Origin of the sequence: Bartonella sp. AP331QHHD (genome assembly GCF_042195905.1) — a bacterium.
Classification (GTDB): Bacteria; Pseudomonadota; Alphaproteobacteria; order Rhizobiales; family Rhizobiaceae; genus Bartonella.
Map to the genome: position 1 here is coordinate 14304 of NZ_JBHIPG010000026.1, position 26933 is coordinate 41236.

Below are 26933 nucleotides of genomic sequence, written 5' to 3' on the forward strand. Positions count from 1 at the left end.
ATGTATATTGATATTACACATTATCTCACTGTTTCTGCTTTGATGTTTACAATTGGTATTGCTGGAATTTTTCTCAACAGAAAAAATGTGATTATTATCTTGATGTCCATTGAGCTTATATTGCTTTCAGTTAATCTCAATTTTGTTGCATTTTCAGCATTTCTTCATGATCTCGTTGGTCAGGTATTCGCTTTATTTGTCTTAACCGTAGCAGCTGCTGAAGCTGCCATTGGTTTAGCAATTCTGGTCGTTTTTTTCCGTAATCGTGGTTCCATTGCGGTTGAAGATGTTAATGTAATGAAAGGCTAACCAGTGATGTATTATACGATTGTCTTTCTTCCGCTTTTGGGTTTTTTAATTGCTGCACTAGGTGGAAAAACGATAGGAGATCGTGCGAGTGAATTGATAACATGTAGCTTTATGGTTGTTGTTGCCATATTATCGTGGATAGCATTTTTCAGTACTGCACTTGGTCATATTCCAGCGATTGATGTATTGGTATTACATTGGATGACTGTTGGTGACTTAAGCTTTAATTGGGCTTTACATGTTGATGCATTAACAGCTGTCATGCTTATTGTTGTGAATAGTGTTTCGGCATTAGTGCATATTTATTCAATTGGTTATATGCACCATGACCCTTCAAGGTCTCGTTTTTTTTCTTATCTTTCTTTGTTTACATTTATGATGCTTATGTTGGTCACATCCAATAATTTGATTCAGATGTTTTTTGGATGGGAAGGTGTCGGACTTGCTTCTTATTTACTCATTGGTTTTTGGTTTCAGCGCGATTCTGCTAATAAGGCCGCAATGAAAGCTTTTGTAGTTAACCGTGTTGGAGACTTTGGTTTTCTCTTAGGAATCTTTAGTATTTTTGTTTTGTTCCAATCGGTTGATTTTGCCTCTATTTTTGCAAAAGCTGCCGACAAGAGCTTTATACAAAATATGACATTTTTAGATTGGCAATTTGATGGGCAGACGGCAATTACCATTACATGTCTTTTATTATTTATTGGTGCGATGGGAAAATCCGCACAATTTCTTTTACATACTTGGCTGCCTGATGCAATGGAAGGGCCAACCCCTGTATCAGCGCTTATTCATGCCGCTACAATGGTAACGGCTGGTGTTTTTATGATTGCGCGTATGTCGCCAATTTTTGAACTTTCTTCAACTGCTTTGAGCGTGATTATTATTGTTGGTGCAACAACAGCGTTTTTTGCAGCAACTGTGGGGTTGGTGCAGAATGATATTAAGCGTGTTATTGCTTATTCTACATGCTCTCAACTTGGTTATATGTTTGTGGCATTAGGTGTTGGAGCTTATGGCGCTGCTGTCTTTCATCTTTTTACGCATGCTTTTTTTAAAGCCTTATTGTTTCTTGGTGCAGGTTCTGTGATTCATGCTGTATCTGATGAACAAGATATGCGAAAAATGGGTGGGTTACGCAAACATATAAAGGTCACCTATTGGATGATGATGGTCGGGACCATTGCCTTGACCGGAGTTGGAATTCCAGGAACACTTTTCGGGACTGCAGGTTTTTTCTCAAAAGATGCGATTATAGAGTCTGCTTTTGCATCTCATAATATTGCTTCAGGATATGCTTTTTATCTTCTTGTTTTTGCTGCCTTTTTAACAAGTTTCTATTCATGGCGACTTATCTTTATGACATTCCATGGTAAACCACGGGCAACAGTTGATGTGATGCATCATGTTCATGAATCGCCTCCAGTTATGTTGATTCCACTCTTTCTTTTATCTATTGGAGCAATATTTTCTGGTGTCGTTTTCCAACCTTACTTTTTTGGTGACTTGTATAATGCTTTTTGGAAGGGAGCATTGTTTACAAGCAGCCATAATCATATTCTTCATGATGCTCACCATGTTTTTAATTGGGTAAAATGGTCGCCTTTTATAGCAATGATTCTTGGGTTTATGTTGGCTTATTTATTTTATATTGTGGCTCCCTCTCTTCCCAAGAAAATGGCGCGTATTATGCCAGGAGTGTATCACTTTCTTTACCAAAAGTGGTATTTCGATCAATTATATAACTTTTTATTTGTTCGTCCTACCTTTAGAATTGGTTCTTTTCTTTGGAAAGTGGGAGACGGTAAGATTATTGATGGTCTAGGTCCCAATGGTATTGCAGCGCGTGTTGTTGATATTACAAATAGAGTTGTTCGAATGCAAACAGGCTATCTTTACCACTATGCATTTGCAATGCTTATCGGCGTTGCATTGCTCATTACATGGATGATGATCGGGGGCGTAAACTAATGACCGATTGGCCTATTCTTTCTACGGTTACATTTTTGCCGCTTGTTGGTGTTCTTCTGATTTTGTTTATCAAAGATGATAGTGAAGTAGCACGCCATAATATACGTAATGTCGCATTTTTTACGACTCTATTTGTTTTTATTATTTCTTTAATTATTTGGATAGGATTTGATTCTAGCAACCAAAATTTTCAAATGGTTGAAAAATCCAGTTGGTTAGGGGGTGGTATTAGCTATCATATGGGGGTCGATGGTATTTCTATTCTTTTTGTTGTTCTCTCGGCTTTTCTTTTGCCTTTCTGTATTTTAGCAAGTTGGGAGAATGTTAAAGAGAGATTAAAAGCCTATATGATTGCGTTTCTTCTTCTAGAAGTTGCGATTATTGGTGTTTTTTGTGCTCTTGATGCAATGCTATTCTATGTTTTTTTTGAAGGCAGCCTCATTCCAATGTTTATCATTATAGGTGTATGGGGAGGAGCACGTCGTGTTTATGCAAGTATAAAGTTTTTCTTATATACTTTACTTGGTTCAGTGCTTATGCTGGTTGCTCTTATGGTTATGTATTGGGAGGCTGGGACACTTGATATACCAACTTTACTCAATTATCAGTTTCCTGCTCATATGCAAATATGGCTATGGCTTGCATTTTTTGCTTCTTTCGCAGTTAAAATGCCAATGTGGCCAGTTCATACATGGCTCCCTGATGCTCACGTAGAAGCACCGACAGCGGGTTCTGTTATTTTAGCTGGTGTCTTACTTAAATTAGGTGGGTATGGTTTTCTTCGTTTTTCTTTACCTATGTTTCCTATCGCTTCAGCAGATTTTGCGCCTTTTGTTTTCACATTATCGCTTATCGCTATTATTTATACATCACTGGTTGCACTTGTTCAAAGTGACATCAAAAAACTTATTGCATATTCCTCAATAGCGCATATGGGATATGTAACGATGGGTATTTTTGCTGTGAATGAACAGGGGATACAAGGGGCTATTTATCAGATGCTATCCCATGGAATTGTTTCAGCAGCATTGTTTCTTTGTGTTGGGGTTATCTATGATCGCTTGCATACACGTGAAATTTCAGCGTTTGGTGGTTTAGTGAATAATATGCCTAAATATGCTGTTGTTTTCTTAATTTTTACCATGGCAAATGTTGGTTTGCCTGGAAGCTCAGGATTTTTGGGTGAATTTTTAACCTTAATAGGTGTTTTTCAAGTAAATAAATTGGTTGTTGTTTTAGCAACAACAGGTGTTATCTTATCGGCAGCCTATGCCCTTTATCTTTATCGGCGTGTGATTTTTGGTTCCTTGGATAAAGAGAATTTAAAAGTATTAATAGATCTTTCTTTAAGAGAAAAACTCCTCCTTTATCCAATGGTTATTCTTACAATATTCTTTGGTATCTATCCAACGCCTATTCTTAAGGCAACGGCGTTTTCCGTAGAAACCCTCATCAATAAACTGCACTAGATAAGGGAAGAATGCACATGCAAACTGAAATAATAGCGCAATTAGTCTTAATTCTTCCAGAGCTTTTAATTGCATTAGGAGCTGTCATGCTGCTTATGATTGGTGTTTATTCCAATACACGTGCTTCTTTAACAGTGACAGGTTTAGCTATGGCACTTCTTGTGGCAACCATTATTATTCTTATAGTTTTTCCGAAAAATGGTTCATTTCAAACCAATGCGCTCGTTATCGATTCCTTTAGTCGTTATATGAAAATTTTAATGCTTATTGGTGCACTCTTTTCTCTTATCATGTCTGTTGGTTTTGCCAATGCACAAAAGTTTAATATATTTGAGTTTCCAGTACTTGTTCTTTTAGCAACCCTTGGAATGATGTTTATGATTTCAGCGGGTAATATGCTGTCGCTTTATATGGGGTTAGAGCTGCAATCTTTAGCTTTATATGTTTTAGCAGCGATTAATCGTAATAATGTAAAATCTTCTGAAGCCGGTATAAAATACTTTGTTTTAGGAGCATTATCTTCAGGGTTGCTTCTTTATGGTATTTCTTTGCTTTATGGTTTTACCGGTCAAATTGGTTTTCACGAAATTGCTCTTGCTTTAAAGGGCAAAAATGTACAATTGGGGGTCATTTTTGGAATTGTCTTTATTTTAGCTGGTTTGGCTTTCAAAATTTCTGCTGTTCCGTTTCATATGTGGACACCTGATGTTTATGAAGGAGCGCCCACACCGATTACAGCATTTTTTGCTGGTGCCCCTAAAGTTGCTGCAATGGCTTTAATCATCCGTATTATTGTGGTGACCTTTATTCCCCTAGGGCGTGTTGATAACGTGATGCCTGCATGGCAACAAATTTTGGTGTTCATGGCGATTACATCAATGATACTGGGTGCTTTTGCTGCAATCGGTCAGAATAATATTAAGCGCTTAATGGCTTATTCGTCGATCAGTCATATGGGTTATGCACTTGTTGGTTTATCTGCTGGAGATATGCTTGGGATAAAAAGCGTTATCCTTTATATGACTATTTATCTTGGAATGACGCTTGGTTCATTTGCCTTTATTCTTGGAATGCGCTCTCAGAATGGAAATGTTGAAAATATTTATGATCTTTCAGGGTTAGCAAAGACGAATCCGTTTATGGCTGTTGTGATGACAATACAGCTTTTTTCTTTAGCAAGCATACCTCCTATGGCTGGTTTTTTTGGAAAGTGGTATACATTTTCTGCTGCTGTCCACGCTGGACTTACGCCACTTGCTGTCGTTGGGATGATAGCGTCTGTAGTTGGGGCTTTTTACTATTTGCGAGTCATTAAAATTATGTGGTTTGATGATGCAAAAGCGCATTTTGTTGCTTTATCGAAAGAGCTTCAATTTTGTCTTGGTCTTTCTGTATTCTTTATTTTATTTTACGCGCTTTTTGGAGTTTGGTTCGCTGAGCTAGCAGAAAAAGCAGCAACAGCATTGTTTTAATGAATATGGTTTATACTTTATCAGATTTTGCACAAAAACAGGGATACACTGTTGAAGCGTACGATAGTGTTGATTCAACAAATCTTATTGCGCAACGAAAAGCGCAAACTGGTCATCAAGGTAATCTTTGGATTGTTGCACAAGAACAATCACAGGGAAGAGCAAGAAGAGGGAGGACTTGGTCTAGTCCAAAAGGGAACCTTTATTCTAGTCTTTTATTAATTGATGATATTGTTCATCAAACTGCGGCTCAACTTGGTTTTGTTGCTGGAGTAAGTGTGGCAGAGGCAATAAAACAATTGATAAAAGAGGAAAAGCAGACAAACAATATTGTGAGCTTAAAATGGCCAAACGATATTTTGCTCAGAGGAGAAAAAAGCTCTGGAGTTTTGCTTGAGATTTTAAAATTGTCATCACAACAATATGCCTTGGTTATTGGGATTGGAATAAATGTGAAATATAATTATGAAGATGCGCCCTATTCCACTTCAAGCTTAAAGAATATCGGGTTGCGTATTGATGCAGAACAATTATTTACGGTTTTGACGGAGTGTTTTTCTAAAAATTACCTTCTTTGGAAACAACCAAAAGGATGTGAAATAATCCGAAAAAAATGGCTTTTATATTCCGCTCATCTTGGGAAACATGTCAAAGTGGTGAATGATGAAAAAGTCATTGAGGGTATTTTTGATGGTCTTGATAGTGATTTTAACTGCATCATAAAGCGAAAAGACGGTCAGACAGCCATTATAACAGCTGGGGATGTTCATTTTGGTTTGGCTGATTCTGTTAATGCAGGCCGTTATTGAAAAATTATTTTATCATCAGATACCTTAATGATTTGGGAGATGTTTATGGTTGCAGCCAATAGATGTGAATTTGTTTTTTTACCTCTGGGAGGTGTAGGTGAAATAGGGATGAATTTAGCTGCTTACGGATTTGGTCCCCAATATCTTCGTGAATGGCTGCTGGTTGATATGGGGATTAGTTTTGCTGGTTCTGAATTACCAGGTGTCGATCTTGTTTTGCCTGATATTCGTTTTCTAGAAAGTGAAAAACACAATATACGGGGTCTTGTTTTAACACATGCACATGAAGATCATTATGGGGCCGTTCTTGATTTATGTCCAAAGTTACAAGTGCCGATTTACTGTACGCCTTTTACGGCAGGATTATTGGAAACTAAAAAACAATTAGATTTTGAATCTCAAAAAATTTTACTCAATATTTTTCAAGCTGGTGATTGTTTTCAGGTAGGTTCCTTTGCTGTAGAGGCTATAGCCGTTAACCATTCAATACCAGAATCTGTATCTTTAGCAATTACAACCTCTTTGGGGACTGTGATTCATACTGGTGATTGGAAAATTGATCATACCCCTTCACTCGGGGCTGTAACCGATGAAAAAAGATTTCGTGCTTTAGGCAAAAAAGGTGTTTTAGCATTACTTTGTGATTCCACAAATGCATGTCGGGATGGTATCTCTCCTTCAGAACAGCAAGTTCAAGCCAGTCTTTCAGAGATTATTTCTAAAGCTGAAGGGCGCGTTGCGATAGCAACTTTTTCTTCTAATATTGGTCGGATACGTTCTATTGCTCTTGCAGCTGAAGCTGCTGGACGTAAGGTGCTTGTCATTGGGCGTTCCCTTAAGCGAAGTATTATGGTTGCACAAGAGCTTGGTTATATGAATGGTTTAGCACCATTTGTAACGGAAGATGATTATGGGTACATCTCGCGAAAAGATCTTGTTTTAATTGTCACAGGGAGCCAAGGTGAGCCATGTGCTGCTTTGGCTAAACTGTCACGTGATGGAATGAAAAATATTGCACTTTCCGCTGGTGATACCGTTATTTATTCATCACGAAGTATTCCAGGAAACGAAAAAGCGATTATTGAGGTACAAAATCGTTTCATTGATTTGGGTATTAAAATTATTACGAATGAAGATGCACTTGTTCATGTTTCAGGTCATCCCCGTCGTTCAGAACTTTTACAGATGTATGATTGGATAAAGCCACAAATACTTGTCCCTGTACATGGGGAAGCAATGCATCTTAAGGCTCAGGCAACTTTAGCACGTCAAGCGGGTATTAAAACTGTTATGGATATCAGAAATGGCTATATGTTACGTCTTGCACCAGAGCCTGTAGAAGTTATTGATCAAGTTCCTGTTGGCCGCATCTATAAGGATGGTTGCTTAATTGGAGATGAAGATGAATTAGGGATTCGTGAACGCCGTAAACTAAGTTATGCTGGTCATGTTACTATTTCTCTCCATATAAATAGTAAGCATGAATTATTAGGGGATATAGGTCTAACAACATTCGGGTTACCTGAAAGTAATGGAAAGGGGGAAAGTTTAAAAGATATTCTTTTAGATATCGTAGAAAATACAGTTTATAATATCCCACGCATGAAACAGAAAAATAATGAACTTATTCGAGAGGCAACACGACGTGCAGTAAGAGCGGCTGTTCATGAAATTTGGCAAAAAAAACCTATCTGTACAGTTTTTTTACATCGGTCAAAATAAAAGAACTTTCCTATTACGTTATTTAAAAAGAGAAGAGCATTTTTATTTTATTGCTAAATAAGAAAAATAGAGAATAAAGCACAATAAATTTTTAAATGATAAGATCGTTATATTTGCAAGTATTCAGAATGCGGCTATAGATGAATAGAGGGTGTGATAAATTGTTCCGATATGATAGATCTGATTAGGAGTTAATTATTTCAATGCGTCTTTCTCAATATTTCCTTCCACTTTTAAAAGAGAATCCTAAAGAAGCAGAAATTGTTTCTCATCGCTTCATGTTGCGCGCTGGAATGATTCGACAACAAACATCAGGGATTTATTCTTGGCTTCCTTTGGGAAAAAAAGTGCTTGATAAAGTTTGTAAAATTATTCGTGAAGAGCAAGAACGTGCGGGTGCAATAGAAATATTGATGCCTACAATTCAGTCTGCTGATCTTTGGCGTGAAAGCGGTCGTTATGATGATTATGGTTTGGAAATGCTCCGCATTAAAGATCGTCAAAAGCGTGATTTACTTTATGGTCCAACCAATGAAGAGATGGTAACAGATATTTTTCGCTCTTATGTTCGTTCTTATAAAGATCTTCCGCTTAATTTATACCATATTCAATGGAAATTTCGTGATGAAATTCGTCCACGTTTTGGTGTGATGCGAGCACGAGAATTTTTAATGAAAGATGCTTATTCTTTTGATCTTGATTATGAAGGCTCTGAAACATCTTATAATCGTATGTTTGTTGCTTATTTACGCACTTTTTCTCGCCTTGGCTTAAAAGCAATTCCTATGCGTGCAGATACAGGTCCAATAGGGGGGGAACTCAGTCATGAATTTATCATTTTGGCTGAAACAGGAGAGAGTGCTATCTTCTGTGATAAACAATTTCTTGAACTTACCGTTCCTGATAGTTCAATCGATTTTAGTGATAAAGCTGTTTTAGATGATATTGTTAAGCAATGGACATCTTTTTATGCAGCAACGGAAGAAATGCATAATGAAGAGGAGTGGGCTAAAGTTTCTGATCATAATCGTCTTTCAGCGCGTGGTATTGAAGTAGGGCATATTTTCCACTTTGGTACTAAATATTCTGCTCCAATGGGAGCAAAAGTTATGGGACAAGATGGAAAAGAGCATGTGGTCTCTATGGGATCTTATGGTATTGGGCCTTCGCGTCTTGTTGCGGCCGCTATTGAGGCTTCTCATGATGAAAATGGTATTATTTGGCCAAAGTTTATGGCACCGTTTGATTTTGGGATTATCAATATGAAGCCCGATGATGAAAAATGCACACAGGCATGTGAGTTTCTCTATCAGGGATTAAAGAAGGTTGGTTTTGATCCGTTATTAGATGATAGAAATGAACGCCCTGGATCAAAATTTGCAACAATGGATTTGATTGGTTTGCCAACGCAAATCATTGTTGGTCCTAACAGTATTGCACAAAATGAAGTTGAAATTAAAGATCGAAAAACAGGAATAAAAAAATCTCTAAAGGTTGAAGATGTGCTCAGCCAACTTTCTATAATTTAATAGGAAATATTATGAAGAGGCTGAAAAAAAAATGCTTTTCATCTTATGAGTGGATGATCGCTTTTCGTTATATGATTCCCAATAAAAAACATGTCGTTGCATCTGTTATTTCAATTATTTCTCTTATTGGGATTATGTTGGGCGTATTTGCTCTGGTTGTTGTTATGGCGGTGATGAATGGCTTTCGTACAGAACTTCTCAATCGTATTCTTGGTATGAATGGGCATCTTATTATTCAAACAGTTGATTCTGGTTTCTCTGATTATAAGACTCTTATTTCTTCTTTAGAAACTACAAATGGTGTGAAGTTTGCTTTACCTGTTATTGAAGGTCAAGCGCTTGTTCAAGGTGAAGTTCAAGGTGGCTCTGGCGCGTTAGTTCGTGGTATGCGCAAACAAGATCTAGAAAAGCTTAAAACAGTCTCTCAAAACATTAAATTAGGATCGATTTCTCGGTTTGATCAAGAAGAAGGTGTTGCAATTGGAAGTGGCTTAGCAGAAAAATTAGGACTGACAGTTGGAAGAGATATTCGTATTATTACTCCAGATGGTGATGAGACTCCTTTTGGCGTTACCCCACGTGTGAAAGCTTATAAAGTCGTTGCTATTTTTGAAGTTGGTATGTCTGAATATGATTCAATATTTGTCTTTATGCCTCTTCATGAAGCACAAATGTTTTTTAATTTAGGCGATAAGGTTCAGTCTTTAGAGTTATTTTTAAATGATCCTGATGCAGTTGATCAAATAAAACCCGTTGTAGAAAAAGCAGTTGATCAACAGGTTTATTTAATTGATTGGCGTACACGTAATCAGGCTTTTTTTTCAGCTTTACAGATTGAACGAAATGTTATGTTTTTCATTCTTTCTCTGATCGTTCTTGTTGCTGCTTTAAATATTATTTCAGGACTGATTATGCTTGTAAAAGATAAAAGTCATGATATTGCAATTTTACGCACGATGGGTGCTCAACAAAGTGCGATTTTGCGTATATTTATCATTACAGGAATGATGATTGGTTTTATTGGAACTATATTGGGTTTAGTTTTAGGTGTTATCGCGACCGCGAATATTAATCATATCCAAGATTTTATATCTTGGTTATTTAATGTCGACGTTTTTAATCCTCAACTTTATTTTTTAACAAAATTGCCTGCACAAATTGAGTGGAAACAGACCATCTTGGTTGCTATGATGGCTTTATTCTTGTCATTTCTTGCTGCTCTCATTCCGGCATGGCGTGCTGCTAAGCTAGATCCCGTACAAGCTTTGAGGTATGAATAATGACAGCTATTTTAGAGCTTGTAGAGATTGAAAGACACTTTTTCGAGAGTCATAAGCCACTCATTGTTTTAGATAAAGCGAATTTTATTCTTAATCGTGGAGAGCTTGTCGCACTTGTTGCACCATCTGGTGCTGGAAAATCAACACTTCTTCATATTGCTGGATTATTAGAAAAACCAACCGCTGGTGATGTGATGTTACGAGGTGTTTCTTGTGCAAAGCGCTCTGATAGTGAGCGAACAGCTATAAGACGAAATGATATTGGTTTTGTTTATCAATTTCATCATTTACTTCCAGAGTTTACGGCGTTAGAAAATGTCATGATACCGCAAATGATAGCAGGATTAAAAAAATCCATAGCAGAAGATCGTGCACGCAAATTATTGACGTATCTGCGTATTTCTCATCGTGCGAACCATCGTCCCTCAGAGTTATCGGGAGGAGAACAACAACGTGTTGCTATTGCACGTGCAGTAGCAAATGGCCCTTCGGTTCTTTTGGCTGATGAACCTACAGGAAATCTTGATCCAGTAACTTCAACTTATGTCTTTCAAGCTTTATCTATCCTTGTTCGTCAGTCTGGTCTTTCTGCTCTTATTGCAACACATAATTACGCTTTGGCTAAGCAAATGCATCGTCGAATTACACTTAAAGAACAAAAGATTATAGAACTTCCTTAAAGCAAGGTAAAAATTTTATACGACTAATTGAATAGTTTATATTACTTTATTAAAGGAGATTTTTTATGACAGTTTTTGTCGTTGACAAAAATCAATTAGATGCTCGTCGTCGTCGATTGATTTTTCGTGCATGGCATCGCGGTATTCGTGAAATGGATCTCATTTTTGGACATTATGTCGATGCTCATATTACTGGGATGAATGATAAAACGCTCTCTGAGCTTGAGTATATTATGTCTTTTGATGATCGTGATTTACTCACATGGATTACTGGAGAAATTTTGCCCCCCTCTGAAGTTGATAGTCCACTTTTCCGTGATATTGCCAATTATCGTACTTGCTTAAGTTATTAATCCCGATGCCTATATTTAAAAAAATTGTTATTCCCAAAAATAATTCTGTTCGTATGATTTTAGATGGCGTTACTGATGGATTTGAAGCCTTTGCGCTTGCTAAATTAAGTTCAGAAATTGCACAAGGTAAACCGCTCATCTATGTTGTCCGTGACGGAACAAAAATTGCGCATTTACAACAAGTTTTAAATTTTATTGAACCCAATTTACCCGTACTTCAATTTCCTGCATGGGATTGTTTGCCTTATGATCGCGTATCACCAGGAATTGCTGTTATGGCACGTCGACTATCAACATTGGCACACATAGCAAATTTACGGAAAGATCCATATTCTGCAATTATATTAACAACAGCAAATGCAATTATGCAAAAGTTGCCTCCTCGTGAAATGATAGAAGCTCAGCTTATTCACGCACGTGTTGGCCAGCGCAATAACATGGGAAATCTTATTCAATTTCTAGAAACCAATGGTTTTGAACGCGTTACGGTTGTCCGTGATGTTGGTGAGTTTGCTGTAAGAGGAGGAATACTTGATATCTTTTCTCCGATGGATGTTGAACCTTTACGCCTTGATTTTTTTGGAGATACCCTAGAAAGTATCCGCGTATTTGATCCAGAAAGTCAAAGGACAACAGGCCAAAAAACTGAACTTTTATTACAGGCAATGAGTGAGGTTGTTCTTACACCAGAACGCATCAGTCGTTTTAAAAGCAATTATACCCGTACATTTGGTGTATCACAAAAAAATAACATGCTTTATGAAGCAATTTCTCAAGGTCGGCGTTTTGCCGGTATGGAACATTGGCTTCCATTTTTTTATGAAAACCTTGATAGCTTTTTTGATCATTGTGGCAACTTACCGATAGTTTTTGAGCATCTCATAGAAGAAGTCTTCATTGAGCGCTATCGTCTTATTGAAGACTATTATAATGCGCGCAAAGAGCGCGAAAGTGATGAAAAAAATTCTACTTCTTATCATCCAATAGATCCTAGTCTTTTTTATTTAACGCCAGAGCGTGTTTTGGAAGGTGCGCAACAATCTTCACAGCGTATTGATTTTTCTCCTTTTAATGTTCCACAAAGTTTGGAACAAACTATTATTCACGCACATGTTAAACAGGGATATGATTTTGTAAAAGAGCGTAATGCGCAGGAAAAAAATGTTTTTTCAAGTGTTATTGATCATATCGCATCTTTACGCGCTGCTGGTAAAAAAGTGCTTTTAGCGTGTTGGAGTGAAGGATCTCTCAATCGTTTGTTACAAGTTCTCGATGAGCATGGATTGAAAAAAATAGATGTTGCAAAATCTTTGCAAACTGTCAAAGCAACACCTCGGGATCGCATATTAGCAGCTGTTATCATGATAGAACATGGTTTTGTGGCTGAAGATTTGGCTATTATAGCAGAGCAAGATATCCTTGGCGATCGTTTTATAAGATCGCCAAAGCGGCGTAAGAATAATACAAATTTTATTTCTGAAATTTCTGCTTTAAATTCTGGTGATATTATTGTGCATATCGACCACGGTATTGGCCAATTTGTTGGTCTTAAAACCATCAGAACCACTGGAATTTTACGAGACTGCCTTGAAATTAGATATGCTGGAGGTGATTTACTCTTTTTACCTGTTGAAAATATTGAGCTTCTCTCACGTTATGGCTCAGAAGGAACAGAGGTAACTTTAGATAAATTAGGAGGTGTTGCTTGGCAGGCACGTAAAGCTCGGCTTAAAAAACATTTATTGGAAATGGCAGGGCAATTAATCCGTATAGCTGCAGAGCGTATGACTCGTGCTGCGCCTGCTTTACTTCCACCAATTGGACCATTTGATGAGTTTGTTGCTTGCTTTCCCTATGAAGAAACGGAAGATCAAATGAATGCAATTGATGCTGTTTTGGACGATCTAGCCTCAGGCAAGCCGATGGATCGCTTGATATGCGGTGATGTTGGTTTTGGAAAAACTGAAGTAGCCATTCGAAGTGCTTTTGTTGCAGCATTAAATGGATATCAGGTTGCTGTTGTTGTACCGACAACTTTGCTTTCACGTCAACATTACAAAACATTTATTTCGCGTTTTCAAGGATTACCGGTTAAAATTGGACATGCTTCGAGGCTTGTAAAAGCGAAAGAACTTGCACGAGTAAAAAAAGGTGTTTCAGATGGTACAATCGATATTGTCATTGGAACCCATGCATTATTAAGTGATGCAGTTAATTTTTTACGGTTAGGTCTTCTTATCATTGATGAGGAACAGCATTTTGGTGTCAAACACAAAGAGCGTTTAAAAGAGCTTAAAAGTGATATTCATGTTCTCACACTTTCAGCAACTCCCATACCACGCACTTTAGGGTTAGCTTTATCGGGTGTACGTGAACTTTCATTGATAACAACCCCCCCCATTGATAGAATGGCGGTTCGTACTTTTATTTCACCCTTTGATGCACTTGTTATACGAGAGACCCTGCTTCGAGAATATTATCGTGGTGGACAAAGTTTCTATGTTTGTCCTCGTATTTCTGATCTGGCTTTTGTAGAAGAATATCTCAAAACACATGTGCCAGAACTGAAATTCGTTGTGGCTCATGGACAAATGCCGGCTGGACAACTTGATGATATCATGAATGCATTTTATGATGGACAATATGATGTGCTGCTCTCAACAACCATTATTGAATCAGGTCTTGATATTCCAACAGCCAATACCCTAATTGTGCATCGTGCTGAGATGTTTGGTCTTTCTGCCCTTTATCAGTTACGTGGTAGGGTAGGACGTTCAAAACAACGTGCGTATGCTCTCTTTACATTTCCTGCTGGTAAAGTTTTAACAATTGCTGCTGATCGCCGTCTTAAAGTGTTACAATCTCTTGACACCTTAGGGGCCGGTTTTCAATTGGCAAGCCATGACATGGATATCCGCGGTTCAGGCAATTTTTTAGGTGAAGAGCAATCGGGGCATATCAAAGAAGTTGGATTTGAACTCTATCAAAAAATGCTTGAAGAAGCTGTTGCTGAATTAAAAGATGGAGAGCTAAATGAAGATAAGCAATGGTCACCTCAAATTTCCCTTGGTACAACAGTGATGATACCAGAAAGTTTCGTGCCTGACTTATCGTTACGTATGGGACTTTATCGTCGTTTAACAGAACTTGATGATTTAGAACAAATTGATGAATTTGCAGCGGAGTTAATTGATCGCTTTGGTCCTTTACCCCTTGAGGTTCAACACCTTCTTAAAGTCTTTTATATCAAAACATTGTGTCGAAAAGCGCATGTAGAAAAATTAGATACAGGACCAAAGGGGATTGTCATACAGTTTCGTAATAACTATTTCGCAAATAGTGTTGCTCTTGTTCAGTGGGTGGGAAAACAAGGTTCAATGGCAAAAATCCGACCAGATCAAAGTATTGCTCTTATTCGTGATTGGTCCACAGCGGATGAAAGGCTTGTTGGAGCAGCGAATATTATAACACAGCTTGTCGAAATGGCAGAACAACATTCTGTTTAAAAAATTTCTTTATTGTTTCAGAACTGTTACTCATTTTTATAAAATCATTCTGAATAAAATTTAAGTTTATAATAAAGAGCCCTTATATATTTATTTGGTTTTTATTATATACGTATTGATATAATGAAGGAAATAGATTAGACGGTTTAACTGCAATAAATAGCACTTTCAATATAATAAGCTAATAAGCTCCTGTAAATTTTTTAGAAAAAAAATTTAGGTAAAGATAGCATGTTTTCTTCATTACAAAAGTGTCTAACTATCGTCTTTTTATTACTCACTTTGATATATGGCGTAAAAAACGCTCACGCTAAGTTTAGCTTAACCGAATTATCTCTTTCTGGTTTAACGCTTGATGAGAAATATAAGCGTATTAAAGAAAGACTACAAGTTATTGAAAAGAGGATGAAATTCATTGAAAAGACATTTGCTGATTTAACACTTTCGCAAATACGTTCTCATAATATAGAACATGATAAGCTGCTACAAGAACACAGAGACCTTAATGAAGAGCGTTATAAGCTTTCTTCAAAACTAAGTGATTTAGCGCAAGAAATGGAGAATTTAGCATATAGAGCGCATAGGGCAAGAGAGTATAGAGTAGGAGAGTATGAAAGAAAATTAAGTAAAGCAACAGAATATCTAAGGTCTCGAAGCGCTTCTGAATTAGGAATGAGTGATGATACAGCAAATGTAGAAACTCTTAACGATAGAGCGATTGATGAAACGATACGACTCTATCCCTTTATGGTTCTTTCTTGTAAAATTCAAGAGAGTCTGTTGGACAGTGATATAGGGGATTTATTACGGAAAGATTTTGGTTGGAGGAAAAAAGATTTTAGATGGGCAAAAGATGCAATCAATTCAATAGATCCTGAATTAATAAAGCACTTTGAAGAATGAATGGTGATTAGTGTCTCAGATTTTGAAGAAGAGATAATTAGTGGTATAAAGGATATGGTGATGCGCAATCCTTCGAATGTAAAATCTGCTCCTTTATTATGTAGAAGCACGAGAGAAATATATAATATAATGCTGCCAGAAAAGAGAAAGAGTATTATGAATCGTATGCGTTCCCATGTTGAAGAGTTATTCAATTAAAAATTTACTCATATAAATACAGAGAAATTAAGCTGATATACTAAACAATAGTTAAAACATATTAGTAATAATATATTTTATTTTTTGAGTTATTACTTATTATTTATTATTTATAATAAAGTAATATTATACACGTAATATATTATCTGTTATTCTTATCATATAAGATTTAATATATATATTAAATAATAAACTCATATATCTTTTTTATGTTTTCTTTTTATGCATAATTTTTTGTGCTTGTAGTTTTTTATTTTTATCTGATTAATTATTTTAATGACGATACATCTCATATCATAAATATTGTTTCATTAATACGATAAGAGAAATATTTTATAGCTCTAAATTGTGTTATATAGGGAAACAAAATGATACTTTGAATTCATTTTTTCTTAAAACTTAAATCATTAACGATTTATATCTTTGATGTTGTGAAAGCTGAAAAGAATTTATCATTTTAGAAGCTTCTTTTATTTAAGAAATAACTTAAAAGAAATTGATAAAAGCTATATTTTTTATTCACGTTATAAAACTGAGAGATGATATTTGTACAGAAGTGCAATAATAGATGTTTAATATATGAGCATAAATTTATTATGGCTTTAGGCACGTGAGATGATTCATAGGGAGGGTTTCCTTTGTTCAGTAGTTTATCTATAAAACTAACTCCGCTTGTGATGTACAAGTGGATAAATTTTATTGATTCAACATAAGAGAGGTTTGCGCTATTAGGATCTTTCATACAATATAGAAATAGAAAAAAGATAAATTATTATTATAAATTAATATGTTATTATATTTTAAGAAAGTTTTTTATAAATAAAATATTTTCAGCAGTTATAGATTTTCTCTCTAAGAAAATGTGTTGTTTAATTAAGAAAAAAGCACTTCTTTAGTAGCGTATTTTTAAACTAAACTGTTTAGTTAAACGCTATGGAATATAAAATTTTTATTACAAAAGCGTATCACTATTATTTTGTAAACAAGGGCAGCAAATTGTTCATTAGCAAAAAGCTCTCTTACAATTATGCAGAAATTTTAGACAATCAGTGGTTTTAATTCATTAAATGTTTCAATAATATCGTAGATGATTTTGTTTTTGTGTATCACACAAGGAAAACAGTAAAATTTATCTGATATTTTAGAGCTTCATGCATTGCAACACCTGTTGCAAAGGTTCTATAAGCTTAACATGAAGAGTAATAAATGTAAAAATTTTAATTAGTAAGTTTTTTAGAGTAGTATCAGAGTTTATTTTAATTAATATTGCAATATTGATTCGTTTGTGTAATCTTAGTTTAAATGCACAGAGGTGTTTTATGGATAGATTGCATCAAATACCAATGTGATGAAGAGGGGAAATGATATGAGTGTATAAAAATTAGAATGGCTCGTCGTATTTTTTCTCTAAATTTGACTTTTTTTTTTATATTGAAGTAAAAATAGTAAAATTAATTGTTATTTCATTATAATTTAATAAATTAAGTTGGAATTATATTTAATATTTTTTTGAAGTTACTTAAGAGCGCGTTGAAAGGATTAACTTAATCATGTCGCATAAAAATGTTTATTCTGCTGTTTCAGTATTAGTTGGAGCCGCTGCCCTTTTTCTTATAGCTGGTATTTCTGCAAATGCGCAAACTTTATCACAAGGTTGGTACAAAGTTTGCAGTAAGCAGCATGATGTTGATATTTGTAATACAATGAATACTGTATTATCGAATACGGGACAACCTTTAACGGCTTTTAATCTTGTTGAAATAAAAGGGAAGCAAAATGAGAAACGTATAGGTATTCAAGTGCCTACAGGTCGTTTTTTGCCAGAAGGTGTTCACATTAAAATTGGTGACGAGTTCTCTAAAAAAATTCCTTATATTATTTGTAATGGACCAAGTTGTATTGCTAATGATGTCTTAGATGATAAGCTTATAGCAGCTATGAAAAGTGGTACAAAAATGGTTGTAACCACAGTTAATTTCCGTGGTTCAGCTAATCCTATTGAATTTTCTCTTAATGGGTTTACAGCAGCCTATACCGGTCCTGGTATGGAGGAAAAAGATTTCCAACAAGAACAAATAAAGCTGCAGCAAGCTATTCAATCAAAGCAAAAAGAAATTGAAGAGCGTATGCGGGCTGAGCAAGAAAAAGCGAAACAAAAGTAATAAAACCACACCATAAAAGTTGGTCAAAACGTTTTCTATAATTGTTTATTTGAACCGCCACAGTTTTCTGTGGCGGTTTTTTTAATCCTTAATTTTTCGAAAGAATTCTGCGTTTCCACCAACCAATACGTTCAGTTTTGGAAGAATCATTAGGCGTTGATGAAATAACAACGGGTTGATTAATTGTTTCTTCAATTTGGGAAGGAGAGGTTTCGATAACTTTCTCCATCTCGATTACAGTTTTTTGCTCTAATATTTTTTGTATTTGCGTTGTCTCTTTAGAAGATGATTTTTTACGTGTTCCACGTGTTGATTTTTTACTCTTTTCAAGAGCTTTATCTTCTACCTCATGAATAGCTTTGTCTGCTTTTTTTGTTTTAGTTTTACGCACCGGACTGGTTGTAGGTTTTTCTTCAAGAGATTTTTGTTCTGCAATATTTTGATCATTCTCTAAAGAAAGTTGATTTTCTACTACTTTTGAAGAACGTGTTTTACGTTTTTTAGGTTTAATACTTGTATCATTTTTTTCAGATTCACTCTGTTGTTGTATATCTAGAGCTTGTGTATTATTTTTTGTTTCTTCAAGTTCAAAAGATTTAGCAGGTGAAACACGACGTTTGCGATGCGCTGCTTTAATTTCTGCTAAAGCTTGCTTAGCAAAATCTCCCACTGGTTCTGCATAAGGAACGCGAATCTGATGAAAACTATTATCTTGATTGCGTCGACCACCACGACGTCCTCGACGACGTCCTCGACGATAAGAATCATCATTCAAGGTATCTTCTTTTTTATGAACGTTGGAGAGAGAATGATCAGTAATTTCACCGTGACGATTTTTGCGCCGACGCTTTTGATTTGTTTCAATGGGAGAAGGATTTTCAATAGATTCACTCTTTATGAAAACAGAATCTTCAATTTCTTGCTTATTGTCATCTTCCAATGAAGATTGAGAAATTCTCTCTGCTATTGAGCCTTTAGAAATAACAAGATGTTGTGTTCCAATACTATCATCTGCTTCAATACTAATATTAAGTTTAAAGCGAGCTTCTAAATTAACAAGAATATTGCGTTTATGATTTAATACATAAAGCGCTGTTGCTACGGGGGTGCGCACGATAATATTATGTTGCGAATTATGAAGAAGATATTCTTCAATTGAGCGCATGACATGTAACGCAATTGATGATTCAGAACGTATATTTCCTGTTCCTGCGCAATGTGGGCAGGGCTGTGTCGTACTTTCTAAAACCGATATGCGAATACGTTGACGACTCATTTCTAAAAGGCCGAAGTGTGAAATATGACCTACTTGAATACGAGCACGATCGTTTTTTAAACAATCTTTTAATTTTTTTTCGACCAGCTTCACATTGCGTTCTTCAAGCATATCAATAAAATCAATCACAATTAAACCAGCAAGGTCACGCAAGCGTAATTGACGCGCTACTTCTTCAGCAGCTTCAAGGTTAGTTTGTAAGGCTGTCTTTTCGACAGAGAATTCTTTCGTAGAGCGGCCAGAATTTACGTCAATAGCAACAAGTGCTTCTGTTTGATTAATAACAAGATAACCACCAGATTTTAAAGAAACCTGTGGTTGCAACATTTTATCAAGTTGAATTTCAATATTATTTCTTGCAAAAATGGGCGTAGGATCACGGTAAGGTTGCACAACTTTTGCATGACTTGGCATGAGCATACGCATAAAGTCTTTCGCTTCACGATAGCCTTGGTCTCCAGAGACAAGAATTTCACTAATGTTCTTATTATAAAGATCTCGTATAGAACGCTTGATGAGATTGCTTTCTTCATGGACAAGGCATGGCGCCGTTGACTCGAGTGTCAAAGTGCGAATAGTATCCCATAACCGCATAAGATATTCATAATCACGTTTAATTTCAGCTTTTGTTCTATTGGCACCAGCGGTTCGTAAGATAACGCCCATACCTTTTGGAACGGCTAATTCTTTTACGATTTCTTTAAGACGCTTACGGTCTTGTACGTTCGTAATTTTTCGTGAAATACCACCACCACGTGCTGTGTTGGGCATTAGAACAGAGTAACGACCAGCTAGAGATAGATATGTTGTAAGGGCAGCACCTTTATTACCACGCTCTTCTTTGATAACTTGTACCAACAAAATTTGACGTCGTTTAATGACTTCTTGAATTTTATACTGGCGCCCTTGTTTTCTTTGATAAATCGGGAGCTCTTCACGGATGTCCTCAGCACCGACCATTTCAATCTCATCATAAGAGATATTGGCATTTAATGCTTCTTCTGTATTATCAATTATTATCGCTTCAGATGTGATATCATTTTCAATATCGGCTGCTATAACATTGTTTTTTTCACTTTTTTTTGTTCTTCTGGAGCGTTTTTTATTTTTAGTTGCTTCTTCCGTAAAGGTATCTACAGAATTTTCTCCTACAGCTTCTTTTTCTTCTTCTTCAAGAAGAGCAAGGCGATCAGCAATAGGAATTTGATAATAATCAGGATGAATTTCAGAAAATGTTAAAAAACCATGTCGGTTTCCACCATATTCAACAAAAGCCGCTTGGAGAGACGGTTCTACACGCGTAATACGTGCGAGATAAATATTCCCCTTGAGCTGTTTTCTATGTTCTGATTCAAAATCAAGTTCTTCAATTTTGTTGCCGTGAACAACAACAACACGTGTTTCCTCCGGATGGGAGGCATCTATAAGCATTTTGTTTGACATAAGTTAATATCCTGAAGGCGACATGCACAATTTTATTCAAACGAATGCCATAACTATTCGTAAACATAAAAGGCTGTCTGCCATAAAAGGGAGGTACCAGAAAAACAGGACGAAACACCACGTGCAAAGGCATGACTGCATTTACACCATTTCTCATCATTATTTCCATCTGTTTTTTATGACTCATATTTTCTTAAAAGTCTCCGGTAAAATAATCTTTAAAACAGTTCGGATATCCGAACCAACGAATCTTAAGTAATGCAATCCTAATGTTACAACATAGAAATTTTTCATCCATAAAAAAGTCTCAACGCATAATAGACAAAAAACTTCTAAAGACAACTTAATATGAGTTACAGATAATTTAGATGACTATTATCAGCTAGGAAGCATAAATATTCTTTTATGTTGATATCATGCGTTTGGCAAGTAACAATGTAAATCATGTATAATTATAATATCTTTATGACCTTAATTTCGTTTTGAGGTGTTTATTTAGCTTTTATTGAAAAATAGATAATAAATTGGTGTATCGTTTTATGTAACCAAGATAAATTATTACAAAGGTAATGTAGAGTATTTTGCTTATGATAAGAGTTTTTTTTACCAAAAAGCTGAAAACAGCTTATGGGGATGTTATTGTGCTCGTCACATACTTTTTATTATCTTTTTTGCTACTCCAAACTAGTGTTCAAGCCGCAGATCCTCTGAGACTTATTAATTTTCGAACCATTGGTGATAGTATTCATACGCGTATTATTGCGGTTTTTAATTCAAAACCAAATGTTCGTTTACAGATTTTTGACAGGCCCGCACGTTTGGTTATCAATTTACCTACAATTGACTTTTCGATGCAAAATACGCCTTTAAAGAAACGGAATACATTATCCGTTATGCTTTCAGATGTGCGTTATGCTTTCTCTGACATACAGACTTCACGCATTATTTTGACAAGTAAAACGGCTTTTGTGGTTGAAAAAAATGTCGTAAAAAAATTAAATAATGGTTTATGGCAGTTGCTGATTGATATTCGTAAAAGTACACAAGAAAAATTTGATGAGATATTAAAAAAACAGCAAAGAAGCAATTTTGATACAAAAACACAGTTAATGCCAGCATATAATTTCCGTGTTGTTCTTGATCCTGGTCATGGTGGTATTGATGGCGGTGCACGGGGTGTTACTGGAATTTTAGAAAAAGATGTGACTTTAGACTTTGCGCGTGCATTGCGAGACGAATTACAAAAGGATTCTCATATTACCGTTGCTTTAACACGAGATTCCAATATTTTTTTAAGACTAAGTGAAAGAGTTAAAAAAGCGCAAGAGTTTGATGCTGATCTTTTTATATCTATTCACGCAGATACGATTGATCTACATTCTCTTCGCGGTGCCACAGTGTATACCATATCAGATAAAGCCTCTGATGCCATTGCAAAATCTTTAGCTGAAAATGAAAATAAAGTTGATTTGCTTGATGGTTTGCCTGCAGATGAAACGCTCGAAGTTACAGATATTTTGATGGATCTTACACGACGTGAAACACATACATTTTCGGTTAATTTTGCAAATAGTGTTATTTCAAGTTTATCAAAGAATCATATTAACTTGATTAATAACCCACATCGGTATGCTAATTTTCAAGTTTTAAGAGCTTCAGATATACCCTCAGTCTTGATAGAGATAGGTTATTTATCCAATAAAGAGGATGAAAAGTTATTAAATGATCCTCATTGGAGAAAACAAATGGCAGCCTCTATTGCTCATTCTATTCGTCAATTTGCTGATTATAGGCAGAAAATGATACAGCCTCTTTAAATTTATGAGAAAATAGAGTATCAATATGGGCTTCTAGTGTACCCTAGTATAAATAAAAGATAGAAAACAATTTCTCTTGATCTCAATCTTGTGGTGATATCCACTTGGTGTGTTTGAAGTAACGTATTTTTTCTTTAATTAATTCTTAAGAAAGCGATAGCCGTTTTTATGATGATTTTTTTAAGATATCTTCTTCGTTTTTTTATTGCTATTGGACTTTATGGTGCAATAACGTGGGGTGTTATGACCAGTGGTCAAGCAAATGCACTCCCTGATTATGAAGTTCTTTCACTTTATGAGCCGCCGGTAATGACCCGTGTCCATGCTTCTGATGGCCGTCTTATGGCAGAGTTTGCAACAAAACATCGCCTCTATTTACCGATTCAATCAATACCAAAGCTTGTTATAAATGCTTTCATTTCGGCTGAAGACAAAAACTTTTATCATCATTTTGGTTTAGATCCTGAAGGACTTTCTCGAGCTTTGATCAATAATATTCGTAATATTGGTTCTGGAAGACGTCCAGAGGGTGCATCAACTATAACGCAACAAGTCGCTAAAAACTTCCTTTTAAGTTCAGAAACAACGTTAGAACGTAAATTTAAGGAAGCTATTTTAGCAATGCGTATTGAGAAAACTTATTCAAAAGATCATATTCTCGAACTTTATCTCAATGAAATTTATCTGGGTCGTGGCACTTATGGCATAGCTGCTGCTTCATTGACCTATTTCAATAAATCCGTCAATGACCTGACGCTAGAACAATGTGCTTATTTGGCTGCTCTTCCAAAAGGACCAGCAAATTATGATCCATTTAAGAATACACAACGTGCTATTGATCGGCGTAATTGGGTTATAGACCGGATGATTGCAAATGGATATGTAACGCGTGAACAAGGTGAAAAAGCGAAAGCTAAACCTTTAGGAGCGACAATACGTGGGAGTGATAGCTATGTTTTTGCGGCTGATTATTTTACTGAAGAAGTACGGCGTCGTTTAATACATCGCTATGGGGCTAAAACACTTTATGAAGGTGGGCTTTCCATTCGTACAACGCTTGATCCGCATTTACAACTTATTGCGCGACGTGCTTTGCACGATGGATTAATTAGATTTGATCATGCGCAAGGATGGCGTGGAGCTTATGCGCATATTGATGAGAAAGGTGATTGGGGGACAGAACTTGCAGATATCACAGGGCTAAGTGATGTTCCTGAATGGCGTTTAGCTGTTGTTCTTTCTACTAATCTCAATAAAGTAGAGATTGGTTTACAGCCACAGCGCGAAGCTTCAGGTATATTATCAAAAAAACGGGAAATTGCTGTTTTATCTGAAGCTGATTCAAAATGGGCACTCCATGTTGTAAAAGAAAATGGTTATCGAAAAACTGTTCAGAGCTTATCTCATGTTCTGCAAGTTGGGGATGTCATTTTTGTTGAAAAACTATCTAATACAAACAACACTTATCGTTTACAACAAATTCCAAAGGTTGAAGGTGCAATTGTTGCTATGGAACCTCATACAGGGCGCGTTCTTGCTATGGTGGGAGGATTTTCTTTTGCAGCATCTGAATTCAATCGTGCAACCCAAGCTTATCGCCAACCGGGGTCTGCTTTTAAGCCTTTTGTTTATGCAGCAGCTCTTGATAACGGATATACACCAGCATCCGTTGTTTTAGATGGCCCCATTGAAGTTCGTCAATATAATGGTGAAGTTTGGCAACCCAAAAATTATGGGGGTACCTTTGCAGGACCTTCAACGTTGCGTTATGGTATTGAGCGTTCTCGTAATCTTATGACAATACGGCTTGCCAATGATATGGGAATGCCTCTTGTCGCTGAATATGCAGAACGCTTTGGGATCGTAGATAAATTGCAGCCTTATCTTCCCATGGCTTTAGGGGCTGGCGAAACAACAGTATTACGAATGGTTACAGCTTATTCCGTTATTGCCAATGGCGGACGCTCTATTAAACCTTCTCTGATAGACAGAATTCAAGATCGTTATGGGAAGACAATTTATCGTCATGATGATCGTATTTGCGAAAATTGTAATACGAATTCATGGAATAATCAAAGTGAACCCACATTGATTGATGAGCGAGATCAAGTTCTTGACCCTATGACGGCTTATCAAATTACATCGATGATGGAAGGGGTTGTTCAGCGTGGTACTGCGGCACGTTTACGTTATCTTAATCGACATATTGCCGCTAAAACAGGAACAACCAATGACTCTAAGGATGTCTGGTTTATGGGATTTACTCCTGACATTGTCGTTGGTATTTTTGTCGGTTATGATCAACCAGCTCCGTTAGGATATAATGGAACAGGAAGTTCATTAGCTGCACCTATTTTTGGTGATTTTATGGCAGATGCTCTTAAAGGGAAGCCAGATGTTCCCTTTAAGATGCCAAAAGGTATGATTTTAATGCCAATTAATCGGAAAACAGGAATGCTTGCCGAAAGAGGAGATCAAGATGTCATTATAGAAGCATTTAAACCAGGGACTGGGCCTGCTGATATATATCAAGTTATTGGGAGTACAAATTCTTTTCAAGAAGGTGTTCCTGCAGTAACGACTTCTCCACAAGTCAACAAAGCACTTGAAAGTGGGACAGGTGGGCTGTATTAATCGACAAAATCTCCTTTTGCCATGAGTCATGGTTTTTATCTCTTTTTTACAATGTCGGTTCTATAAATAGAGTGATAGAACTGTACCATTTTCTGATAGCAGCTATTAAATTTGTATAAAATGCTAAGAGACACAACCAAAAAGAGTTTTTAAAAATACGGTGTTAAATTATGCGAGCAGAAATAGAAACATTAGTTGATGAAATCCAGAAAGCAATACAATTGCTAAGGGGGCATCTTTGACTGGGATCAATCACTAAAGCGTCTTGAATATCTTAATCAAAAAGCGGAAGATCCATCATTATGGGATGATGCACAACGAGCACAGGATATGATGCGTGAGCGTCAACGTCTTGATGATTCAATCAATGGTCTTTTATCATTTACAAAAACACTTGAAGAATGCATTGAGCTTATTGCGATGGGCGAAGAAGAAAGTGATGTGGAAATTATCGCTGATGCAGAAAGATCAATACGTAATCTTAAAAATGAGATAGATAAAAGGCAAATTGACGTACTTCTTTCAGGAGAGGCAGATCCGAATGATACCTATTTAGAAGTTCATGCTGGAGCAGGGGGAACAGAAAGCCAAGATTGGGCTTCTATGCTCTTACGTATGTATATGCGATGGGCTGAACAGCATGAAATGAAGGTTGAAATTTTAGAAATTCATGATGGAGAAGAAGCAGGAATAAAGTCAGCGACTATTCTTGTAAAAGGGCATAATGCTTATGGAATGTTAAAAACAGAATCAGGTGTTCATCGCTTAGTGCGGATTTCTCCATTTGATTCGAATGCAAAGCGCCATACCTCTTTTGCAAGCATTTGGGTTTATCCAGTTATTGATGACAATATTGAAGTTGATGTTTCAGAGGCAGATGTGCGTATTGATACATATCGTGCATCTGGAGCAGGAGGACAACATGTTAACACGACAGATTCTGCTGTTCGCATCACACATATAAAAACGGGTATTGTTGTTCAATGTCAAACAGAGCGTTCTCAACATAAAAATCGCGCTACGGCTTGGTCGATGTTGCGTGCACGGCTTTATGAAGAAGAGCTTAAAAAAAGAGAAGAAGAAACCAATGCTGCTGAATCTTCTAAAACAGAAATCGGATGGGGACATCAAATTAGATCTTATGTTCTTCAACCCTATCAGCTTGTCAAAGATTTGCGTACAGGAATTGAAAATACGGATCCACAATCCGTACTTAATGGTAATTTAGATGCATTTATAGAGGCAGCACTCGCACGGCGCATTTATGGAAAAGACAAAAAAATTGAGGATATTCGTTAATTACATATCCTTCCTTCAAGCCATGTAGATTTTTTCTTAAGCTGTTCGTTTTATGGATGCTGTGATGTTATATAGCCTTTGATACTTTAAAGGTTTAAAGG

17 protein-coding genes are annotated in these 26933 nt (G+C 36.2%); 16 read left to right on the forward strand and 1 reads right to left on the reverse strand.

Annotation, left to right across the window (positions count from 1 at the left end; genetic code table 11):
* From nuoK to ACFIMS_RS02750, 13 genes are all read left to right on the forward strand, one after another.
* On the forward strand, nucleotides 1-309 hold the full coding sequence (gene nuoK / locus ACFIMS_RS02690) for an NADH-quinone oxidoreductase subunit NuoK (protein WP_273791275.1): 309 nt from the start codon (nucleotides 1-3) through the stop codon (nucleotides 307-309).
* A 6-nt stretch (nucleotides 310-315) separates the two neighbouring features.
* Complete coding sequence (nuoL, locus tag ACFIMS_RS02695) at nucleotides 316-2280, forward strand: NADH-quinone oxidoreductase subunit L (protein ID WP_375696381.1); 1965 nt, start codon at nucleotides 316-318, stop codon at nucleotides 2278-2280.
* The gene (locus ACFIMS_RS02700; protein WP_375628157.1) at nucleotides 2280-3749 is read left to right on the forward strand and encodes an NADH-quinone oxidoreductase subunit M; all 1470 of its coding nucleotides are present in this window, start codon (nucleotides 2280-2282) and stop codon (nucleotides 3747-3749) included. Before nuoL ends, ACFIMS_RS02700 begins: the two co-directional genes overlap by 1 nt.
* A gap of 17 nt (nucleotides 3750-3766) precedes the next feature.
* On the forward strand, nucleotides 3767-5221 hold the full coding sequence (gene nuoN, locus ACFIMS_RS02705; RefSeq protein WP_375628072.1) for an NADH-quinone oxidoreductase subunit NuoN: 1455 nt from the start codon (nucleotides 3767-3769) through the stop codon (nucleotides 5219-5221).
* Nucleotides 5221-6030, forward strand: coding sequence for a biotin--[acetyl-CoA-carboxylase] ligase (locus ACFIMS_RS02710; protein ID WP_375613451.1), 810 nt, complete (start codon nucleotides 5221-5223; stop codon nucleotides 6028-6030). Before nuoN ends, ACFIMS_RS02710 begins: the two co-directional genes overlap by 1 nt.
* A 45-nt stretch (nucleotides 6031-6075) precedes the next feature.
* Complete coding sequence (locus tag ACFIMS_RS02715; protein ID WP_375628074.1) at nucleotides 6076-7752, forward strand: ribonuclease J; 1677 nt, start codon at nucleotides 6076-6078, stop codon at nucleotides 7750-7752.
* Between the two features lie 203 nt (nucleotides 7753-7955).
* On the forward strand, nucleotides 7956-9281 hold the full coding sequence (gene proS, locus ACFIMS_RS02720; RefSeq protein ID WP_375628076.1) for a proline--tRNA ligase: 1326 nt from the start codon (nucleotides 7956-7958) through the stop codon (nucleotides 9279-9281).
* Nucleotides 9282-9292: 11 nt separating this feature from the next.
* Entirely contained in the window at nucleotides 9293-10561 is a 1269-nt protein-coding gene (locus ACFIMS_RS02725) for a lipoprotein-releasing ABC transporter permease subunit (protein ID WP_375696372.1), read from the forward strand.
* On the forward strand, nucleotides 10561-11241 hold the full coding sequence (locus tag ACFIMS_RS02730) for an ABC transporter ATP-binding protein (protein WP_375638391.1): 681 nt from the start codon (nucleotides 10561-10563) through the stop codon (nucleotides 11239-11241). Before ACFIMS_RS02725 ends, ACFIMS_RS02730 begins: the two co-directional genes overlap by 1 nt.
* Before the next feature lie 65 nt (nucleotides 11242-11306).
* Nucleotides 11307-11594, forward strand: a complete 288-nt coding sequence (locus tag ACFIMS_RS02735; RefSeq protein WP_375611887.1) for a succinate dehydrogenase assembly factor 2 — start codon at nucleotides 11307-11309, stop codon at nucleotides 11592-11594.
* A 5-nt stretch (nucleotides 11595-11599) separates the two neighbouring features.
* Nucleotides 11600-15100 carry a transcription-repair coupling factor gene (gene mfd / locus ACFIMS_RS02740; protein WP_375638392.1) on the forward strand — a complete coding sequence of 1167 codons (3501 nt, stop codon included), beginning with the start codon at nucleotides 11600-11602 and terminating at the stop codon, nucleotides 15098-15100.
* A gap of 231 nt (nucleotides 15101-15331) precedes the next feature.
* On the forward strand, nucleotides 15332-16003 hold the full coding sequence (locus tag ACFIMS_RS02745; RefSeq protein ID WP_375696373.1) for a hypothetical protein: 672 nt from the start codon (nucleotides 15332-15334) through the stop codon (nucleotides 16001-16003).
* Nucleotides 16004-17751: 1748 nt separating this feature from the next.
* Nucleotides 17752-18363 carry an invasion associated locus B family protein gene (locus tag ACFIMS_RS02750; protein WP_273791265.1) on the forward strand — a complete coding sequence of 204 codons (612 nt, stop codon included), beginning with the start codon at nucleotides 17752-17754 and terminating at the stop codon, nucleotides 18361-18363.
* A gap of 88 nt (nucleotides 18364-18451) precedes the next feature.
* Here the strand turns inward: ACFIMS_RS02750 and ACFIMS_RS02755 are convergent, their stop codons facing one another.
* Nucleotides 18452-21082: a ribonuclease E/G gene (locus ACFIMS_RS02755; protein WP_375696374.1), complete on the reverse strand. Its 2631-nt coding sequence runs from the start codon at nucleotides 21080-21082 to the stop codon at nucleotides 18452-18454.
* Nucleotides 21083-21669: 587 nt separating this feature from the next.
* Between ACFIMS_RS02755 and ACFIMS_RS02760 the strand changes: the two genes are divergently transcribed.
* From ACFIMS_RS02760 to prfB, 3 genes are all read left to right on the forward strand, one after another.
* Nucleotides 21670-22899, forward strand: coding sequence for an N-acetylmuramoyl-L-alanine amidase (locus tag ACFIMS_RS02760; protein WP_375628086.1), 1230 nt, complete (start codon nucleotides 21670-21672; stop codon nucleotides 22897-22899).
* 168 nt (nucleotides 22900-23067) lie between these two features.
* Complete coding sequence (locus tag ACFIMS_RS02765; protein WP_375628088.1) at nucleotides 23068-25533, forward strand: penicillin-binding protein 1A; 2466 nt, start codon at nucleotides 23068-23070, stop codon at nucleotides 25531-25533.
* A 170-nt stretch (nucleotides 25534-25703) separates the two neighbouring features.
* Nucleotides 25704-26832 (forward strand): peptide chain release factor 2 gene (prfB, locus tag ACFIMS_RS02770; RefSeq protein WP_375613443.1). Its coding sequence is split into 2 segments (ribosomal slippage): nucleotides 25704-25772 and nucleotides 25774-26832, totalling 1128 coding nucleotides; the frame shifts between segments, so codons are not numbered across the junction.
* Nucleotides 26833-26933 lie beyond the last annotated feature (101 nt).

What these genes read in the sequence shown, in the direction of transcription:
- nuoK (WP_273791275.1), top strand. Translation starts at nt 1, where the DNA reads ATGTATATTGATATTACACATTATCTCACTGTTTCTGCTTTGATGTTT.
- nuoL (WP_375696381.1), top strand. Translation starts at nt 316, where the DNA reads ATGTATTATACGATTGTCTTTCTTCCGCTTTTGGGTTTTTTAATTGCT.
- ACFIMS_RS02700 (WP_375628157.1), top strand. Translation starts at nt 2,280, where the DNA reads ATGACCGATTGGCCTATTCTTTCTACGGTTACATTTTTGCCGCTTGTT.
- nuoN (WP_375628072.1), top strand. Translation starts at nt 3,767, where the DNA reads ATGCAAACTGAAATAATAGCGCAATTAGTCTTAATTCTTCCAGAGCTT.
- ACFIMS_RS02710 (WP_375613451.1), top strand. Translation starts at nt 5,221, where the DNA reads ATGAATATGGTTTATACTTTATCAGATTTTGCACAAAAACAGGGATAC.
- ACFIMS_RS02715 (WP_375628074.1), top strand. Translation starts at nt 6,076, where the DNA reads ATGGTTGCAGCCAATAGATGTGAATTTGTTTTTTTACCTCTGGGAGGT.
- proS (WP_375628076.1), top strand. Translation starts at nt 7,956, where the DNA reads ATGCGTCTTTCTCAATATTTCCTTCCACTTTTAAAAGAGAATCCTAAA.
- ACFIMS_RS02725 (WP_375696372.1), top strand. Translation starts at nt 9,293, where the DNA reads ATGAAGAGGCTGAAAAAAAAATGCTTTTCATCTTATGAGTGGATGATC.
- ACFIMS_RS02730 (WP_375638391.1), top strand. Translation starts at nt 10,561, where the DNA reads ATGACAGCTATTTTAGAGCTTGTAGAGATTGAAAGACACTTTTTCGAG.
- ACFIMS_RS02735 (WP_375611887.1), top strand. Translation starts at nt 11,307, where the DNA reads ATGACAGTTTTTGTCGTTGACAAAAATCAATTAGATGCTCGTCGTCGT.
- mfd (WP_375638392.1), top strand. Translation starts at nt 11,600, where the DNA reads ATGCCTATATTTAAAAAAATTGTTATTCCCAAAAATAATTCTGTTCGT.
- ACFIMS_RS02745 (WP_375696373.1), top strand. Translation starts at nt 15,332, where the DNA reads ATGTTTTCTTCATTACAAAAGTGTCTAACTATCGTCTTTTTATTACTC.
- ACFIMS_RS02750 (WP_273791265.1), top strand. Translation starts at nt 17,752, where the DNA reads ATGTCGCATAAAAATGTTTATTCTGCTGTTTCAGTATTAGTTGGAGCC.
- ACFIMS_RS02755 (WP_375696374.1), bottom strand. Translation starts at nt 21,082, where the DNA reads ATGTCAAACAAAATGCTTATAGATGCCTCCCATCCGGAGGAAACACGT.
- ACFIMS_RS02760 (WP_375628086.1), top strand. Translation starts at nt 21,670, where the DNA reads ATGATAAGAGTTTTTTTTACCAAAAAGCTGAAAACAGCTTATGGGGAT.
- ACFIMS_RS02765 (WP_375628088.1), top strand. Translation starts at nt 23,068, where the DNA reads ATGATGATTTTTTTAAGATATCTTCTTCGTTTTTTTATTGCTATTGGA.